The organism is Nocardia arthritidis, assembly GCF_011801145.1.
GTDB classification, from domain to species: domain Bacteria; phylum Actinomycetota; class Actinomycetes; order Mycobacteriales; family Mycobacteriaceae; genus Nocardia; species Nocardia arthritidis_A.
The window spans coordinates 8,400,939-8,419,023 of sequence record NZ_CP046172.1; the positions used below are offsets into that span (position 1 = coordinate 8,400,939).

Genomic DNA, 18,085 nt, shown 5'->3' on the forward strand with positions numbered 1-18,085 from the left:
TTCTCAGGGTTTGCGGAGTCGCTGATACAGCGCGATGGTGCGTTCCGCGATCCGGGACCAGTCGAATTCGGCGATGGCCCTGGCCCGGCCCGCCGCGCCGAATTCGGCGGCCAGCACCGGGTCGCCCGCCACCTCGTTGACGGCGGCGGCCAGATCCGTTTCGTATTTCCGGTGGTCGGCCGGGTCGTAGTGGACCAGGCGACCGGTGGCGCCGTCGGCGACCACCTCCGGGATGCCGCCGACATCGGAGGCGACGACGGCGGTGGCGCAGGCCATCGCCTCCAAATTCACGATACCCAGCGGCTCGTACACCGATGGGCATACGAAAATCGTTGCGGCCGAAAGGATCTGGCGAACCTGCTCGGTGGGCAGCATCTCCCGCACCCAGAACACGTTGCCGCGGATGCGCTGCAGTTCGGCGACCGCCTCCGCCGTCTCCACCTCCAGCTCCTTGGTGTCCGGTGCGCCCGCGCACAGCACCAGCTGGATATCCGGATCGAAATCGCGGGCCGCGGCGAGCAGATGCCCGACACCCTTCTGCCGGGTGATCCGGCCGACGAAGGCGACGATCGGGCGGTCCATCCGAACACCGAGTACCGCGAGGATCGGCCGGGAACCGGCGAGGGGCGGCCCCGGATGCCACACCGTCGCGTCGATTCCGTTGTGGATCACGTGCACTCGATCCGGATGCAGCGCCGGATACGCGTCCAGGACGTCGTGGCGCATCCCCTCGCTGACCGCGATCACCGCGTCCGCGTATTCGACGGCATTGCGCTCCGACCACGACGACAGCCGATAGCCGCCGCCCAACTGTTCGGCCTTCCACGGCCGCCGCGGTTCCAGCGAATGCGCGGTCAGCACGTGCGGGATGCCGTAGAGGGTCGCCGCGAGGTGGCCGGCCAGGCCGGTGTACCAGGTATGCGAATGCACCACGTCCACCCCGCCGACGGCATCGGCCATGCGCAGCTGGGTGGACATCATCTGGAGCGCGGCGTTCGCGGCGTACAGCGACGGGTCCGGCTGGTGCACCACCGCGTCGTTGCGCGGCGCGCCCATGCAGTGCACGGTGACATCGCACAGCCTGCGCAGCTGCGAAGTCAATTGCGTCACATGGACTCCCGCTCCCCCGTACACCTCGGGTGGATATTCGCGGGTGAGCATCGCGACGCGCAGCGGACCGGGGTCGTAGCCGGAGCCGACCCTCGAATCCCGTTCGGCAACGTTGCCTGAGTCGTCGCCCGCCAGCCCTCCGGTGCCCAAACTCACGCGTTCAAAAGTAGACGGTCACTCCGGCACGGGCCACTTACCGGCGTCCCACACGGTAGTTTGGGCAGTGTGAGGAGCCAGCCGCACGTACTCGGGATCGTGCTCGCCGGTGGTGAGGGCAAGCGTCTGTTCCCACTCACCGCGGACCGCGCCAAACCAGCGGTCCCCTTCGGCGGCGCCTACCGTCTCATCGACTTCGTACTCAGCAACCTCGTCAACGCCGGCTATCTGCGACTGTGTGTGCTCACCCAGTACAAGTCGCATTCGCTGGACCGGCATATCTCACAGACCTGGCGGTTGTCGGGTTTCGCCGGTGAATACATCACGCCGGTGCCCGCGCAGCAGCGGCTGGGCCCGCGCTGGTACACCGGCAGCGCCGACGCGATCATGCAGTCGCTGAACCTGATCTACGACGAAGATCCGGATTACATCGTCGTATTCGGCGCCGACCACGTGTACCGGATGGATCCGGAACAGATGGTGCAGCACCATATCGATTCCGGCGCCGGTGTCACCGTCGCGGGCATCCGGGTGCCGCGCAGCTCCGCCAGCGCCTTCGGCTGCATCGACTCCGACGAGTCCGGACGCATCACCCAGTTCCTGGAGAAGCCCGCGCATCCGCCGGGCACCCCCGACGACCCCAATATGACATTTGCGTCCATGGGCAACTACGTCTTCACCACCAAGGTGCTGGTGGACTCCATCCGGGCCGACGCCGACAATTCCGACTCCGACCACGACATGGGCGGCGACATCATCCCCTCCCTCGTCGCCGCGGGCCAGGCCGGCGTCTACGACTTCGCCGACAACGACGTGCCCGGCGCCACCGAACGCGACCGCGGCTACTGGCGCGACGTCGGCACCATCGACGCCTTCTACGACGCCCACATGGATCTGGTGTCGGTGCACCCGGTCTTCAACCTGTACAACCGGCACTGGCCGATCCGCGGCGCCGCCGAAAACCTGCCACCCGCCAAATTCGCCCAAGGCGGACTGGCCCAGGAATGCATCGTCGGCTCCGGCAGCATCCTGTCCGCCGCCACCGTCCGCAACTCCGTCCTGAGTTCGAACGTCATGGTCGAAGACGGGGCCACCGTCGAAGGAAGCGTCCTCATGCCCGGTGTGCGCGTCGGCCGCGGAGCCGTTGTGCGGCACGCGATTCTGGACAAGAACGTGGTGGTGGGTGAGGGCGAGATCATCGGGGTTGATCTGGAGCGGGATCGGGAGCGGTTCGCGGTCAGTAACGGTGGTGTGGTGACTGTTGGTAAGGGTGTTTGGGTCTAGTCCGGCCTAGCGTGTCGGCGTCTCGCGTGTCGGATAACGTCGCACCCTGGTTCCGAACCGGACACCCCCTACACCGAATGTGCGGTTCGCGCACGGGGTGCGGCAACTGTGCCTGGCTCATTCTTCGGTTTCGGCCACTTCTCGCGATAGCGGAGCACACCTTCTGGCGTGCAATCCTCATACCCGAACTCCACCCCACACCGGTCACAGATATTGAACGAGGGCGTTCGCCCGTCTGCCCCCCCAGGGCGGATCGCCCTGCGGAAGACCGCACACCCGGCACCTGTCATCGCCCATACCGCCCGCTGCTGCGGCTTCCTCGTTGCCATTCATATCAATCCACCACCAGCGAACCCGATATGCCCTCAATTACCTTCTGAGAGAAATCCAGCTCGGGATCAGGGGTAACGACGGTGACGAGAAATAGTCCGCTTGCAACCACGGCGACCTCATATGGCTCGAATAATTGCCCGCGATCACGTCCGTAGGGATCGGACCGCACCAGCGCCTTGAATGACTTTACGCGAGCAGGCTCGTACAGGATACAGAACGGACCCTCGACCGAGTTCGGGATATCGTAACCGTACTCCGTCCACAGTACTGCCATCTCCTGATTCTTCGCGACCAATAGCTCTCCGGCGAGATCCGGCACAGTGCGGCGGATATCAGGCCAGCCAGCAAAGTCGCCGGATTCGTCATCAGAAACTATCTGAACCACCATATCGGGCCATTGCGCACTCCATGTATCCAGGAACTTCACAATCCCCCTCCCTGGAAGTCCAGCCCCGATGAGAACGGTATCGAACCCGGTGATCAACGGAGGCCCCGATCTGGAAACACACCGAGGCACCTCATATTGATACAGGCTTTATCGGCTTCCACCGATCTATCAGATTCCACTTGATTGACCTCTGAATCGAAACCACCGGTCATCGAATCTCTTACGATCACCGCCCATCGGATCCGACTCCCTCAGCATCTGCGAACAAACCGTTCGAATGCGGATGGGAATTCCGGGCATATGTAGACGCGCGCAATATATGGCTCCGCATCGAGACGTCGATACCAGCTGTCGAAAATCTCGCATTCGCCCCGTACAGCAGCGTCTACGAATTCTGTCGCAGGCGACCTACCCACTTCCATGCAAAATCCTTGCATTTCTGGAGCATCCATATTTCCCACCCAGTAATTAGGGCACAGAAGCCATTTCGTACCGTCGTTGATCTCCAACCCGCCCACTGACCGATCCCACCACCCAGTTACCGACACCATATGCAGGTACCCATCCCGCTCCGCTTGACGTCTACATTCAATCTCCCGAATCTCGGAAAGGCGAATGGTAGCCGCCTCGATCATCAAACGATTCTGATCCTCGATGGACAGACCCTCCAGAAAACCCAGCTGATCAAGGCGCGAGTACATGGGCAACTCGTCGAACGTCTTCACATGCATAATAGGCGAAAGATCGTGCCAACCTTCCTCGTGGAAAAGGTCATCGAAATAACGCCGGTATCGGTCATCCGTTTCAGTCGACAAACGGACTCGATACCGGTCGGCCAATGCGGATAATTTGGTCCGGACCGCCGAATAATTACCGAGACCCAAGCTGAAACTTATGCGATAATCGGAACTGTCTACCGCCTCGATCTCGGCAACCTCCTCGCCCGACGAGTCGAAAGCAACGAGACTACCGTCGGTCATCTGCGCTACACCGCGGGAAAAATCTCTGACCCCCACCCAATCGAAGGTTGCAGCCCTATCCTCGATCAGATCCTGAAACTCCGACCAATTGACGCCACCAGGAAATACCCCCATCCCATCGAAGGCAACAACCTTCCATTGCCACCTATTCGGATCGAAGACTTCAACAACCTCATCGAGCGGTATGAGCTTGCGTCCCGCCCACATAGGGATTACCAACGTTACAATTGCAACCACTACCAAACGGTTATCGACCACACACTGTTCGTGGGCAGAGCACAATCCTCGTCCGTCAAAACAGTAATGCTCGCACCGGACGAGGGCACCGAATAATGCACAAAATCCCTGAACCCCACGGCACTCTTCTCGACGCAGACGCCACGTCCTTCCAAGGCAGTCATAAGTTCATCTGATGAAATGCTCCTAGGGATTTCCCGAACCAAATTCAGAATGGGTTCCGGCACAGGGGTCTCATACGGCAGACGATGGACAGCGAGGATTACAGTATACGAAGACCATTCCACAACAGGATCGGAGTTGAACCCGAACTCCACCAAGCCATAGTCACGCCTGAGCCAATGCCGCTTTTTGTGAACATCGTCTACACAGCCCTCGTCGCCGAGTACTGCAGAGACACTCGCCAAGGAAACATCCTTACCCAGACCCATCAGCGATCCCGCGCATATCACATCAGCAAGAAACTCGATGAACCCGATTTTCGCAGTTGAAATCAATATCACCAACGCTTCCGAGGCGTGCGGGACTTATCGAGAGGAGTGATTCTCTGCGGCAACACCCCTTGTTCCATTCCTTGTCGAGAAGCCTTATTACACTGACAGGACTTGTCCGCTCAACCAACTCTCTCAGATCCGTCCTCTGCAGAGGATCTTCAACTACATTGGCCTCGGACAGCGGAACTACCGAAGAAGACGAGAATCTCTGACAATTCATACACCAAACAATAGAGATACCGATGCGACTAAGCGCGGGGTTCTCGTAGTAGTACCAACGGACACTCATGTTCTTGCATACAGGGCACTCCGCCTCCGAGTCCCGATAAACCAATGGCCCTGTCTCAGCGAGCGCCGCATCCTCCTCCACGCTATAGCGAATCCAGCGAATGTGCTCGGCACCCATATCATCCGCCAGTGCCATCTACAGAGGGATGGGCAGCTAAAGCTTCTCGCAGAGCAGTCGGACCGAGCGTCGACTCGTAAGGCCCGAACCCCAATGCACCCACCACGATCAATACGTCATCAATCCTTAGATCATCAGCCTCGGAGTTGAACGAATTGATCCGATCGAGACATTCCGAGAAAACCCATCGAATCCGACCAGCGAGAACGCTCGTATCAGATTCGAGGCTGGTTACCGGCGCATATGCGGGTGTACACACTATCAGGTCTGGCACGCCATCCGATCGAAGGTTCTCCAGGACCTGTGCATGCTCACGGTTATAGAAACCACCATAGCGATCGTGCGCGAGGTAGCTCGGCATGATTATGGCATCGCATCCAAAGCCGACTTCCGGCATAGTACCTATGCGAAATTGGATTCCCCCATGATCGGCGAGGGCAGTGCGCCACGGGGCAAGTTTATGCTCGAACCGCGCCGCGATCGTCAGTTTCACGGCATCAATATACCACTATTACTGCTTACGAAAAGCCACAGGAACATGAGCCAACTGATCCTCCAGATTCCAGTCCTTCGGTCGGCGTTTCGGCTCGAACCACGGCGCCCCTTTTTTCAGCCATTTTTCACGATAATGGATTACGCCCGCTGACGTCGAGTCCTCATAGCCGAATTCAACCCCACAACATGGGCATATATCAAAGGTCGGCGTTCTTCCGTCATACCCCCATGGAGGCTCACCCAACAAGAGCCCGCATACACGACAACGTTGAATATCTTCCGAGTCATTGTGCATTGAAGTAGTCCAGGTTAGTCGGCTGTTCATGCTGCGCAGGATTTGGCTTATAATAGGTGCGTGGTACACCATCTCTGGTTACGACGCCGAACTCATTCGTCAGCGGGTTGAACCTCACAATATCACCATTGGGCCGAACCTTACTCAAGACGTCTGTTCCAGGATTATTCAGAAAGCTTGTCGCTTTCTCAACGTATTGTTTTGAGTTCGTTATTTCAGGGAACTCACTACCATGCTTTTTCCAATGCTGGAAAGCGTTCTCGACATTACTCCGATTTTTAGTTGAGGTCCAGATCGATCTGCAGGCCAATCCTAGCGGATCTATCCAGGAAATAGGGTTATGCGGGTACGAGTTCGGGTTGGGCGCTGGCGCCAACCCGAGCGGATCCGAGGTGAGGAAACGCCCAGTGGCCGGATCGTAATGACGGTGACGGTTGTAATGGAGGCCGCTCTCGGTGTCATAGATCTGACCAGGAAAGCGTAAGAGTGTCGCGGCCGCGCCATGCCACACCGTCCGACCCCAGAGGTCCGCTGCTGCTGTTGCCACCGTTTCGGCGGTTTGTGGATTCACCATCTCGATAGGCGTGCCCACGAGATCGGAAATGATGGCATAGAATTCACGATCGACGGCGCCTTGGACTGCCATCTGTGCAATCGGCGCGTAAGAGTCCAGCTCGAAGACCCAGCCGGTAGCCACATGGTCAGCGACCTGTTCTACAAGCTGGGGGCCATCCCAGAGGTAGTCGACACGTTCCAACACTGAACGGTCATCCGCGAGGCGCTGTTTGGTGGTGCGGCGGCCCATGGCGTCGTAGGTGTAGTGCCACCACTGGTGGTCGGGGTCCAGACGTCGGTTAGTTGGTCGAAGGCGTTGTAGTTGTAGTGCCAGGTGGCGGGGTTGCGGGAGGGGCGGGTGGTGGTTTTGCGGGTTAGGCGGCCGGCGGCGTCGTAGTGGTGGCGGGTGTGGCCGTCTCGGATCAGTAGGTTGTTGCGGTATTCGCGGTGGTCCCAGATCGGTGGGGTCTGGGGCTGTGTATCAGGGTTGGTGGGGTGTAGGCGGCGGTGATGTTGCTCAGGGGGTCGTAGGTGTATTGCTCGGTGGGGATTCCGTTGCGGGTGAGGGTGGTTACGCGGCCGATGGGGTCGAGGTTGTATTCGGTTCGGGTTGTTCGGTTTTCGTGGGTGACGGTGTGGGTGGTGGGGTATCCGTCTGGGCGCCAGGTGAATTCGTCGTGGCGGACGGTGCGGTTGGCGGGGTGGGCGGTGACCTGCTGGTGGGTGAGGTGGCCTACCGGGGTGAGGGTGCGGTCTATGGAGATGTTGCCGATGCGCCAGCCTGTGGTGCGGCCGAGTTGGTCGTGGGTGAAGTGGATGTTGTTGCCGTCGGCGGTCAGGTCGGTGACGCGGCCGGTCGGGTCGTAATCCCAGGTTGTGAGCGCGCCGGATGGGGTGGTGCGGTGGGTGCGGCGGCCGTGGGGGTCGTGTTGGTAGACCATCGGCGGTTGGTCGTCCAGTTGCTGGCTGGCCAGGTTGCCGGTGGTGGTGTGGGTGAACGTCAGTGTGTGGGAAGGGGTTTGGGCGGTCAGGACGCGACCGACCGGGTCGTGGGTGTAGCGGATCCAGTCGCCGGTGTCGGCGGTGATCGCGGTGAGGCGGCCGAGGATGTCGTAGGTGTGGTGGCGGGTTACACCGGTTGCCGGGGTGACGGTTTCGACGCGGCCTGCGAGGTCGTGGGTGTAATTGGTGGTGGCACCGGTGTAATCGGTTTCGGCGGCCAATTGGCCCGCGGGATCGTAAGCGTAGTGCCAGGTTTGGCCGAGGGGGTTTGTGACGGCGATCAGGTGGCGTTCGGTGTCCCAGTCGTATGTGGTTGTGGCGCCGTCGGGGTCGGTGCGTTGGGTGAGGAGGTCGAAGGGGCCGTAGTGATAGCGGGTGATGCCGTTGTTGCGGTCGGCGTGGACGGTGAGGTTGGCTTCGCCGTCCCAGACCCAGACCTCGCTGTGGCCGTCGGGGTCGGTGCGGCGCAATAGTTTTCCCTCGGCGGACCAGGTGTAGGTGGTTGTCGCGCCGAGGGCGTCGGTGACGGTGACCGGGCGGCCGAAGTGGTCGCGGTCGATAGCGGTTAGGGCACCGTGTGGGTCGGTTACCCGGATCGGTAGACCGGCGGCGTCCACATCGATAACCGTATGGGCGCCTGTTGATTCGGTGATCGTGGCGACTGCGCCGGTTGGGTGATGGGTGAATTCGGTTCGTACGCCTGCGGCATCGATGGTCGCGGTGAGGTTTCCTTCGGCGTCCCACTCGCGGTGCTCGACGGTGCCATCGGCTTCGGTGACGGACGAAGGACGATTGTGGGCCTGGTACTCCAGGGTCAATTGGCGACCGTCTGGGCGGGTGATTACGGCGAGGTCGCCGTCGGCGGTGTAGGTGTAGGTGGTGATCGCGCCGTCTGGGGCGACGACCCGCACCGGGCGGCGGTCGGCGTCGTAGTCGGTCAGGGTGCGGGCGCCGGTGGGGTCGATCTGGACGCGCAGGCGGAGGTCGGTGTCGAACTGGAAGGTGGTGGTGTTGCCGAGGGAGTCGGTGTAGAGGGTTCGGCTGCCGGTGCCGTCGGGGAAGGTGAAGTAGTCGAATTCGGCGTTGACGATGTCGGAGTTGCCGCGTTGCACGATGACGCGGCCGGACTCGTCGTAGGTGTTCAACAAGGTATTGCCGTTGGAGTCGGTCCACGACAGCATTCGGTGGTCGGAGTCGTAGGTGAAGTGGGTGGTGGCGCCGACACCGTTCGTCAGAGCAGTCAATTCGCCTGACTCATAAGCGAATTCGCGGACCATCGTGGCGACTCCGGCGGCGTCGAGGACCGCCAACCCGATGACTCGTCCATCGGCGGTGTCGACACGAATTCGGTAGCCGCCGGAATGCGATACCTCGATGGGCGCACCATCGGCGTTGTAGTGGAAGCGAATTCGATTGTGGTGCCGATCGGTGATGGCGGTGATCGCGAGGTTGCCCAGTAGTTCGTCGACCCCGCCGAGCACCGGATCGGGTGCGAAATGCCAAGTGATTTCGCGGTCGGGATCGTGGACCCGATATTCGCCACTGTCGGTGCGGGACATGGTCCAGCGCAGGCCGTGGTTGAGCGGGCGCACAGGCATATCGGGCGCGGTGTGCGGATAGGCCAGCAGAATTCCGTCTTCGCCGACGAAGGTGACGCCGCTCTGTTCGACGACGACCCGCATATCCAGCGTCGCCGACCAGGACGGTCCGAACCAGCGGCCGAATCGGTAGCTGGATCGATGTCTGCGCGCCAATACCAGCGCGAGCACTCCGGGTAGTTCGACATCGGTTGCGGGAAGCAGGAATTCGCCGGTGGCGGCGTCGACGGGATCGCCACAGTCGGTGACCTGCTTCGGGGTTTGGGTATCTTTCGGATTGTCCTTCTTGGCCTGGTCGGTGACACCCTTGTCGTTCTTCGCCCGCTGCGTCGTCTCCGGTTTGCCCTCGGTGGACGGACTGTGGCTGGAAGGATGCGTGCCGTCATCGGAATGCGTTGGCGTGTCGTGTGTTTCGGTCGGCTTGGTCGAAGTCGGATGGGTGTCAGTCGAAGTCGGATGGGTGTCGGTCGAGGTGGGTCGGGTTTCCGTCGAGGTCGGGTGCGTGGCGGTATCCGTCGACTTACGCGCCGTCGACCTCGGAGTTTCGTGCGCTTTCCCCTTGCCCGGCAACGCTTTCCGGATATCGGAGAACACATCCTTCAACTTCGCCAGCAGCGGTTTCAGCTTGGCGAACGTACTGGACAGCTTCCGGAACAGCGAGGAGATCGTCTTCAGCGTCTTGGCGACGTATGTCGCGGCCTGTGCCGCGACCAAAGGTGTTGCGACGCCGACGGAGAACACTTCCTCCGCGGCCCACGCCGCCAACCGCCCGACGGTCTGCGCGACCAGGTCCCGCACCGTTTGGCGTACGGCGGCAACGATTCCCGCCGCCATCCGCACCGCGCTCGCCCCGGATTCGGCCGCCTTCGCCGCGGCGGCAAGCAGATTCGAGGTGTCGGCCGCGCGAGCCTTGTAAGCATCGGCCGTGCTGCCCAACCATTCGCCGGTATCGGAGTCGACAGCGCGCTGATGCTCGGTGATGGTCTCACCGATTTTCTGCGAAACGTTGTCCCAGGTCTTGGCGAATGCCTCGATCTGATCCGGATCCCCCGCCACCCAGTTCAGCGCCTCCTGCAACGGACGCACATGTTCGATCAGGAACCCGACCCCGTACGAGGCGATGGTGCCGATCGGATCGATGACGACCGATGCCACCTCCATACCGACACCGAGCACCCCGAGCCCGGATTCGATCCACGAACCGGACGAGATCGCATCGTGCAGACCCGTCACCGATTCGACAAGGCCCACACCCGAATACGACCGAGTGGAATCCTCCTTCTGCGCGATCAGCGGGTTGGACGATCCACTCACCGCATCGCACCCGCAGCCGTCAGCACCGAATCCCCCTCCGATCGCGATAACCGATGAGACGCCAGACTAGCCCAGGCCCGCCGAGCCGCCAACGGTAAAACCAGTTCCGCCGCAGCTCGGAAGCCTTCTGTTCAGCCCCGACCGGTCAGCCGATGACGAACGGCTGTGTTCCGCTGGTAGCCAGGACCGCGTTCACCGGCGGGCCCTGGACCAGGGTCGCGGTGGCGGTGCCGTTGGCCCCCGCGGAAATGGGGAGCACATTGCCCGGCGACCAAGCGAAACCCTGCCAATCGTGCAGCGCCCCATCGCACGGGATGAAGACGGGCCCGGCCAATTGCAGCGGCGGCGTTCCGCTTGCGTTGGCGCTGCCCCCGACCAACGTGTACATCGTGCCGGTGAAGTTGACCGCGGCCTGGCCGCCGCCCGGGCAGCTGGCATTGCCGTACACCGTCACCGTGCCGAGACTCCAACCGAGCCGCGAGCCGAACGACACCGACGCGGGTGGGTCGGCCGTGGCCGGGCCCGCCATGCTCAGCGCCCCGGCGACCACAAACATCAGAAGGGATATTCCGTAGCGCACCATGATCCGCCTCCTTCGGTATTCACCTTTCGGCAGCTCTGCACAAGATCGTATTCCCGATCGCGCGGAGATTTAACGGATCGGCGCAGGTCATGAGCGCAGAACCAGGTTGCGGAACCGCCACGAAACCGAGATCGAATCGCCGGTACGAAGCGATCGAAATCGGGTATTACGTTGGGATCAGCGAGAAATGGCCGACCCTGCTAGGGGCCGCAGATGATGTTCTTCAACAACGATGACGATGAGCTCGTCCCCATTCGACGGGTCAATTGGGGAAGGGCCGTGGTGGCATTGGGATTCGTGCTCGTGGGCGCGATTTTGGTGATGCTGTTGGTGATTAATGCGGATTTCGGAAACAAGTCGCCCACGACGGTTCCGCATACTACGGGCAACTGCGAGCCGTTCTGCACGGCCCGGCCGACGCAATAGCGCTCACGGCGTCGGCTGCGTGGTGCCGATGCAGAAGGGGTAGCACGGGCCCGAGGTGTAAGGCACGCGGCTCGGGTTCTGGTCGAAATGGGCGCTGCTGACCAGCAATAGAACGATGACCCCGAAGACGATGATCACTACGAACGAGACGACGGCCAGTGGAATCGCAGCGGGATATCGGTGCCTTGCTTCCTCCCCCATGTGCAGGTTCTCGACGAATTGCGATCCACGGTCCCACATAGCCGTACCTCCAGGCGGAGGCATACCCGACCATCCGGGACGTAATCAACCCATCAATCAACCCCTTGCGGCACAAAGCAATCCGTCGCCGACCGGAATGAGCACGCTGGTGAGTTCGGGATCCTCGGCGATGGCGCGGGTCGCCGCGCGCACCGCCTGCGTGGCCGGATCACGTTGCGCCGCATCGGGAACCCGCCCGCCGAGCAGCGCGTTGTACAGCAGGATCGCGCCGCCCGCGCGCAGCAGCCGGACCGCCTGCTGTACGTACTGCGGATGTTCCAGCGGCGCGGCATCGATGAAGACCAGGTCGTAGGCGCCGTCGGCGAGCCGGGGCAGCACATCCAGCGCCCGTCCGTTGATCAGCCGGGTGCGGGCGGGCGGGATATCGGCGGTGCGGAACGCCTCCTTGGCCGCGCGCTGATGCTCCGGCTCGGAATCGATGGTGGTCAGCGTGCCGTCCTCGCGCATACCGTCGAGCAGCCACAGCCCGCTGATCCCCGCTCCGGTACCCACCTCGACAACCGCCCGCGCGCCGAGGAGCTGGGCATACATGCTCAGCAACGCGCCGACCGACGGCGGCACCGGCGCCGCGCCGAGTTCGGTGGCCCGCTCGCGCGCGCTCACGAGTACCTCGTCCTCCACGACGGACTCCTCCACATAGGCAAGGTTCCGCTCCAGATTCGATGCCACGCCTAGAAGGCTAGGGCAGGCGAACGTTCCGGGTCGTATTCAGCGCACGAGTCGATCGCCGAAATGTCGCGTCGGCTCATCGTGCGCACCGGATCCCCCCGGCCGTGAACGGTCGGCAGATCGCCGGCAACCGCGAAAATCGGTTGCCGGTGCCGATCACGCTTGGCAGGTTTGGCGTTACGAATTCGGGTACCGCTGCGATACGACTGTCGGGCACCGACGGGATTCTCAGGTGTCCCTCAGGATCTCCATATCCCGGCCATACCGGGACAGGAAAGAGTTGGCACTACGCAAGACCAGCCGACCGCACCGGGCGGGACGCGGGAACAACGCCATAGCACATGACGTTGGTACCCGTACGACAGCGATTAGTAGATCGCTGTCGGGTTCCGTAACGACGGTCCCGAGTAGGAGGTAGCCCCATCCACATGGTCGATGCGGCGCGTGAGTACGCCACCCTGCCAGAGCCGAACCTGCCGATCGAGGCGGTCGCGGCCGATGACGAGTTGACCGGTACCGCGGCATTCGATGCCACCGGCGATCGATCCGTGATGCCGACCTGGGACGAACTGGTCCGCGAGCACGCCGACCGGGTCTACCGGCTGGCCTACCGCCTGTCCGGTGACGCCCAGGATGCCGAGGATCTCACCCAGGAAACCTTCATCCGGGTGTTCCGTTCGCTGTCGAACTACCAACCGGGCACGTTCGAGGGCTGGTTACACCGCATTACCACCAACCTCTTCCTCGATATGGTGCGGCGACGCAACCGGATCAGGATGGAGGCGCTGCCCGAGGACTACGACCGGGTACCCGCCGACGGCCCCGGCCCGGAGCAGGCCTACCACGACGCCCGGCTGGATCCCGACCTGCAGTCCGCCCTCGATTCGCTGGCGCCGGAGTTCCGCGCCGCGGTGGTGCTCTGTGACATCGAAGGTCTGTCCTACGAGGAGATCGGCGCTACGCTCGGGGTGAAGTTGGGTACCGTGCGCAGCCGGATCCATCGCGGCCGTCAGGCACTGCGGGACTACCTTGCGCATAATGGAGTTGAGCAGCGCTTCGCCGCACCGGTCGCCGGTGTCGACGAACACTGACGCGAAGATCGGGCGATCCGTCGGGCAACCGGCGATCCCTATGGGCAGCGGTCGAAGGGTGAACACCGAATGAGTGGCGAGTCCAGCACGTCCGGTCGTCGTCCGCGCTTCCGCCCCACCGAACATCTGGCCAGCGAGGCAATCGCGGCCTACGTGGATGGCGAGCTGCGGATGAACGCCTATCTGCGTGCCGCCCAACACCTTTCGCAGTGTCCGGAATGCGCCGCGGAGGTCGAGGCACAGCAGCAGGCGCGTATCGCGCTGCGCCGGGCCGCTCAGGTATCGATTCCGAGCAGCCTGCACGACAGCCTCACCCGGATCCCGCTGGCCGAGCTACCGGGCGGCGCGAGCGCCGCCGCGCAGGCGCAGCAATCACCGCGCGAGAACCCGCGCAACGAGGCCGTTTTCGGCTTTCTGACCGATTCCTTCACCGCGACCCGGTGGACCAGCTGGTGGCGCAAGTAGAGTTTGGCGAGTGACCACCGAATCGACGAACACCGGATCGGCCGAGACCCCGGATGACGTCCGGGACGGGGTGTCGGATTCGGCGGCCAACAGGGGGAACCTGAGGCCGCCGGGCGCGCCCGTACTGGGGCCCCGACCGGTTTATCGGCCGCATATCGACAAGCACACGGCGCGCGCCTTCCGCCGCCCATCCGGCCAGGTCGGTTCGTTCGCCGAGGCGGCGCCGCGCGGCGCGGATCAACCCAAATCGCCGGAGCTGGAACTGCACAACAGCCCGCCCGACGCGGTACTCGCCGAGGCATTCGGCCGTCCGGCCGGCTCCACCGAACTGTTGCAGCGCGATCCCGATGCCGCCGACCTGAACGGCGCGCCCGCCGCGCCCGCCGACCCATGGCGCGATCCGGCGTCCGGCGCCCGGCTCGGCGCGCCCGCGGTGCCGACACCGCAACCGGAGCCGCTGCCGCAGGCGCGCAAGCTGACCGCCCGCGAAGTGCTGTTCGGTTCCCGCGTCGCCCCGAAAGCCCTTGCCCTGCTTGCGCTCATCGCGCTCGGCATCGGCGTGATCGGTGGCCTGGCCGGCCGGTTGACGGCGGAGACCGGTTCGACATACACCTCGAAGAAGGTGACGCTCAGCCAGTCCGGCGACGGCGACCGCCCGCACAATCAGGTCGCGAAGGTGGCCAATGCGGTGCAGCCGTCCGTGGTGACCATCCGGGTCACCGTCGGCGACAACGGCGCCACCGGTTCGGGCGTAGTGATCGATGGCGCGGGTTACATCGTCACCAACAACCACGTCATCTCGATGGCGGCGACGGATAAGACCAATAAGGCCGTCATCCAGGTGGTGTTCTCGGACGGCACCAAGGTTCCGACGCATATCGTCGGCCGCGACACCAAGACCGACCTGGCGGTGCTGAAGGTCGACGTCAAAAACCTGACCGTGATCAAACTGGCCAAATCCAGCGATGTGCAGGTCGGCGACGATGTGATCGCGATCGGTTCTCCGCTCGGCCTCAGCAAGACCGTCACCTCCGGCATCGTCAGCGCGCTACACCGGCCGGTTTCCCTGCAGGGCGAGGGCAGCGACACCAAGGCGGTGATCGATGCGGTGCAGACCGACGCATCGATCAACCCGGGCAACTCCGGTGGCGCGCTCGTCGACCTGGACGGCCGGTTGGTCGGCATCAACACGGCGATCCGCAGCGAGTCCGGCGGTTCGGTGGGTCTCGGATTCGCCATCCCGGTGGATGTGGTGACTCAGACCGCGCAGACGCTGATCCGGGACGGCCAGGTGCATCACCCGGTGCTCGGCGTCAGTGCCCGCTCCAAGGCGGTGGCCAACGATGTGATGAGCGGCGCGGCCGTCGCCGATGTGCAGCCGGGCAGTCCGGCGGCCAAGGCGGGCATCGTGGAGAACGATGTGATCGTCAAGGTCGGCGACCGCGAGGTGACCAGTCCAGAGGAGCTGACGGTCGCGGTGCAGGCCCGCAAGATCGGCGAAACGGTGAACGTGCAGTTGATCCGGGATGGCAGGCAGGTCGAAGTACCTGTCACGCTGGAATCCGACTGAGCTGCATTCCGACTGACCTGGGACGTCCGCGTCCGGGTAGCCTGGAATCCATGTTCAGCGGTATCGGCTGGAGCGAGTTCATGATTCTGCTCGTTGCGGCCCTCGTCATCCTCGGCCCCGAGCGACTGCCCGGCGCGGTGCGGTGGACCACTCGCGCGCTACGCCAGGCGCGCGACTACGCCAGTGGGGCGACCACCCAGTTGCGTCAGGAGTTGGGGCCGGAGTTCGAGGAGCTGCGCAAGCCGCTGGCCGACCTGAACGAGCTGCGCCAGATGAACCCGCGCACCATGGTCACCAAACACCTTCTCAACGGGGATGATTCGCTGTTGCGGGATCTGGAGAGCCAGCTGCCGAACAAGAACGACCTGTACGGCGGTACCACCGGTGCGGCACAGCAGTATCCGATGCCCGCACCGCAGAAACCGTTGGAGCGCAACGAGCGTCCGCCGATCGATACCGACGCGACCTGAATTCCGCCCGGTCCGGGCGTGTCGGCGTCAAGCGGGCTAGACGCATGCGGCTGTCGAGCTGTCTAGACTTCGCACATGTCGGCCGATGACGTGGCGCGGGTTTTCGCGATCGAGGACAAGGTCGAGCGATTGAAGGCGGCCACCGAGGGGGTGGCGGCGGCCCAGCAGACCATCAACGAACTCACCCGCATTCGTCGAGCGGTCATTCGCGAATTACATGCCGAGGGTTGGACTTTCGCCAGAATCGGGGCCGCGGCCGGATTGTCCCGGGCGCGGATTCATCAGGTGAGCACCCAGGGGCCCGCACCCGAAGGTCTGTTCTTCGGGCACGGCGCGCTCACCATACTCGCGCCCGAGGTGCGGGCGGGTCGGATGATCGGCGCGCCGGATCCGACCGCCGCGCCGCGCCTGGTGGAACTGTTGCGCGAGTTGGGCTTCACGGTCACCGTCGAACATTTCCTGCCGGGCCGCCCGATCGATCTGAACCGGGACGGACTCATCGTGCTCGGCGGGCCCGAGCTCTCCCCCAGCCTGCGGCAGCTGATCGTTGCCGATCCTCGGCTGCGGCGCGCGGTGGCGCGGGCGGGCGACGTGCGGCGCGGCATCGAGGATCGGGCGGCGCGGCGGGTGTATCGGCCCGGCGGCCCGGATCCGCACGACATCGCCTATCTCGCCCGGCTGCCGCGCCCCGACGGCCGCGGCACGGTGCTCATCATCGACGGTCTGCACCCGCCGGGATCGCTCGGCGCGATCCGGCTGCTGGCCACCCGGCTGGCGACCCTGCACGAGCGGGCGGCGAACCATCTCTTCTCGGTGCTGATCGCGGTGCGCTACGACCGGAATACTGGCGAACCTCTGGATACCGATTTATTGACCCCCGTCTACCGCCACGACCTGGTCGACGCCCGCAGCGCCATTCCGCGCCCGAGACGCTGATTCCGCCGTGTTTCACCCTTGTGACGTGCGGCTGCACTAGTTATTTCCGAATGGAAATCAGGATAACGGTCGAGTAACAGGACGCTCGCCACCCTTGCGCCACCCCCGATAGTGCCTGAATGCTCAAGTAGCTCTAAGTTTGCTACCGAGTAAGTAGGTGGAGTCTTGTTCGCGTACTCGACACCCGGGGACAGCGTGTTGAACCTGTTCACCGAGCCCCCTGAAGTCCCAGGTCCCGAGGCGATCGATGCGGTAGCCGAGACCGAAACCGCGCCGATCATCACCACGCACCGCGTCACCTACAGTGACCGGCTCAAGGTCTTCATCGGCCCGTCGGAGAAGGTGCAGAACTTCCTGCGCCCGCTGCGCAGGCTCGATGGATACGACCGCTACTCGGTCTGCATGACCCGCCTGCCCGCACCGATGCGCTCCCTCGACATCCCGGCAACGCCGAGCGCCGACCGCGGCGAGGACCAGCTGACCTGCATGGGTTCGGCCGACGAGCTGGTCATCGAGTTGCGCAGGACCGTCGACGGCGCGACACGCCGATACCTCGTCGGCACCCATCCCGATCGCGTCGGCGTGCCCGTGCTCACCATCTCCGTCCAACGCGGCATGCACCAGCTGCGGGTGCATTTCGACGAGGTGTTCACCGCAGACGAGGCCGCCGAGATCCTCACCGCCTACTACCGCACCGGCGAGGTGCCATCCCAATTCACGCTGCGGGAGCTGGTGATCCGATGACGCTGCTGTTGATCGTCGGCGCCGCCGTCATCGTCGGCGGAGTGCTCGCCATCATCACGGGCGCGTTCGTGCGTGCGCGTTCCGAGAGACAATATCTACGGGTGGCCGATATCCAGGCTCGGCTGGCCGTCGAGCACGCGGCGGCCGACGAGCGAGCCGAGCGACTCGCCGAATCGGCGGATCTCGCCGACGAGACGGTCGCGTAAGAAGAAGGGACGGCGTT

The 18,085-nt window shown here is 63.4% G+C and carries 18 protein-coding genes; 9 read left to right on the forward strand and 9 right to left on the reverse strand.

Annotated features, from left to right (window positions below):
• Window positions 1-3: 3 nt before the first annotated feature.
• The gene (gene glgA, locus F5544_RS37970) at window positions 4-1,173 is read right to left on the reverse strand and encodes a glycogen synthase (protein ID WP_167479764.1); all 1,170 of its coding nucleotides are present in this window, start codon (window positions 1,171-1,173) and stop codon (window positions 4-6) included.
• A gap of 162 nt (window positions 1,174-1,335) precedes the next feature.
• On the opposite strand from glgA, the gene glgC reads away from it, so the two are divergent.
• The gene (gene glgC / locus F5544_RS37975; RefSeq protein ID WP_167477619.1) at window positions 1,336-2,550 is read left to right on the forward strand and encodes a glucose-1-phosphate adenylyltransferase; all 1,215 of its coding nucleotides are present in this window, start codon (window positions 1,336-1,338) and stop codon (window positions 2,548-2,550) included.
• Window positions 2,551-2,884: 334 nt separating this feature from the next.
• Here the strand turns inward: glgC and F5544_RS37980 are convergent, their stop codons facing one another.
• From F5544_RS37980 to F5544_RS38005, 6 genes are all read right to left on the reverse strand, one after another.
• The gene (locus tag F5544_RS37980) at window positions 2,885-3,310 is read right to left on the reverse strand and encodes a hypothetical protein (protein WP_167477620.1); all 426 of its coding nucleotides are present in this window, start codon (window positions 3,308-3,310) and stop codon (window positions 2,885-2,887) included.
• 212 nt (window positions 3,311-3,522) lie between these two features.
• Window positions 3,523-4,509 carry an Imm15 family immunity protein gene (locus F5544_RS37985; protein WP_167477621.1) on the reverse strand — a complete coding sequence of 329 codons (987 nt, stop codon included), beginning with the start codon at window positions 4,507-4,509 and terminating at the stop codon, window positions 3,523-3,525.
• A gap of 880 nt (window positions 4,510-5,389) precedes the next feature.
• Window positions 5,390-5,881 (reverse strand): hypothetical protein, encoded by a 492-nt coding sequence (locus tag F5544_RS37990; protein ID WP_167477622.1) that lies wholly within the window; start codon window positions 5,879-5,881, stop codon window positions 5,390-5,392.
• A 286-nt stretch (window positions 5,882-6,167) separates the two neighbouring features.
• Window positions 6,168-6,983, reverse strand: coding sequence for an RHS repeat-associated core domain-containing protein (locus F5544_RS47215; RefSeq protein WP_167477623.1), 816 nt, complete (start codon window positions 6,981-6,983; stop codon window positions 6,168-6,170).
• A 172-nt stretch (window positions 6,984-7,155) separates the two neighbouring features.
• Window positions 7,156-10,647 carry a DUF6531 domain-containing protein gene (locus F5544_RS47220; RefSeq protein WP_167477624.1) on the reverse strand — a complete coding sequence of 1,164 codons (3,492 nt, stop codon included), beginning with the start codon at window positions 10,645-10,647 and terminating at the stop codon, window positions 7,156-7,158.
• A gap of 145 nt (window positions 10,648-10,792) precedes the next feature.
• Window positions 10,793-11,230, reverse strand: a complete 438-nt coding sequence (locus tag F5544_RS38005) for a hypothetical protein (protein WP_167477625.1) — start codon at window positions 11,228-11,230, stop codon at window positions 10,793-10,795.
• Between the two features lie 213 nt (window positions 11,231-11,443).
• Between F5544_RS38005 and F5544_RS38010 the strand changes: the two genes are divergently transcribed.
• The gene (locus tag F5544_RS38010) at window positions 11,444-11,656 is read left to right on the forward strand and encodes a hypothetical protein (protein WP_238846873.1); all 213 of its coding nucleotides are present in this window, start codon (window positions 11,444-11,446) and stop codon (window positions 11,654-11,656) included.
• A gap of 3 nt (window positions 11,657-11,659) precedes the next feature.
• Here the strand turns inward: F5544_RS38010 and F5544_RS38015 are convergent, their stop codons facing one another.
• Together F5544_RS38015 and F5544_RS38020 are read right to left on the reverse strand one after the other, a co-directional pair.
• On the reverse strand, window positions 11,660-11,896 hold the full coding sequence (locus F5544_RS38015; RefSeq protein ID WP_167477626.1) for a hypothetical protein: 237 nt from the start codon (window positions 11,894-11,896) through the stop codon (window positions 11,660-11,662).
• A 57-nt stretch (window positions 11,897-11,953) separates the two neighbouring features.
• Window positions 11,954-12,586 (reverse strand): O-methyltransferase, encoded by a 633-nt coding sequence (locus F5544_RS38020; protein ID WP_167477627.1) that lies wholly within the window; start codon window positions 12,584-12,586, stop codon window positions 11,954-11,956.
• A 428-nt stretch (window positions 12,587-13,014) separates the two neighbouring features.
• On the opposite strand from F5544_RS38020, the gene sigE reads away from it, so the two are divergent.
• The 7 genes from sigE (at window position 13,015) to F5544_RS38055 (ending at window position 18,068) form a co-directional block, all read left to right on the forward strand.
• Window positions 13,015-13,677 (forward strand): RNA polymerase sigma factor SigE, encoded by a 663-nt coding sequence (gene sigE, locus F5544_RS38025; protein WP_238846874.1) that lies wholly within the window; start codon window positions 13,015-13,017, stop codon window positions 13,675-13,677.
• 69 nt (window positions 13,678-13,746) lie between these two features.
• Window positions 13,747-14,142 carry a zf-HC2 domain-containing protein gene (locus F5544_RS38030; protein ID WP_167477628.1) on the forward strand — a complete coding sequence of 132 codons (396 nt, stop codon included), beginning with the start codon at window positions 13,747-13,749 and terminating at the stop codon, window positions 14,140-14,142.
• Window positions 14,143-14,152: 10 nt separating this feature from the next.
• Window positions 14,153-15,712: a S1C family serine protease gene (locus tag F5544_RS38035; protein ID WP_167477629.1), complete on the forward strand. Its 1,560-nt coding sequence runs from the start codon at window positions 14,153-14,155 to the stop codon at window positions 15,710-15,712.
• A gap of 50 nt (window positions 15,713-15,762) precedes the next feature.
• Window positions 15,763-16,182, forward strand: a complete 420-nt coding sequence (gene tatB / locus F5544_RS38040; protein WP_167477630.1) for a Sec-independent protein translocase protein TatB — start codon at window positions 15,763-15,765, stop codon at window positions 16,180-16,182.
• A gap of 75 nt (window positions 16,183-16,257) precedes the next feature.
• Complete coding sequence (locus F5544_RS38045; protein ID WP_167477631.1) at window positions 16,258-17,118, forward strand: hypothetical protein; 861 nt, start codon at window positions 16,258-16,260, stop codon at window positions 17,116-17,118.
• A gap of 165 nt (window positions 17,119-17,283) precedes the next feature.
• Window positions 17,284-17,862 (forward strand): hypothetical protein, encoded by a 579-nt coding sequence (locus F5544_RS38050; protein ID WP_167477632.1) that lies wholly within the window; start codon window positions 17,284-17,286, stop codon window positions 17,860-17,862.
• Window positions 17,859-18,068 (forward strand): hypothetical protein, encoded by a 210-nt coding sequence (locus tag F5544_RS38055; protein WP_167477633.1) that lies wholly within the window; start codon window positions 17,859-17,861, stop codon window positions 18,066-18,068. The genes F5544_RS38050 and F5544_RS38055 overlap by 4 nt, the downstream gene beginning before the upstream one ends.
• The last annotated feature ends 17 nt before the right edge of the window (window positions 18,069-18,085 follow it).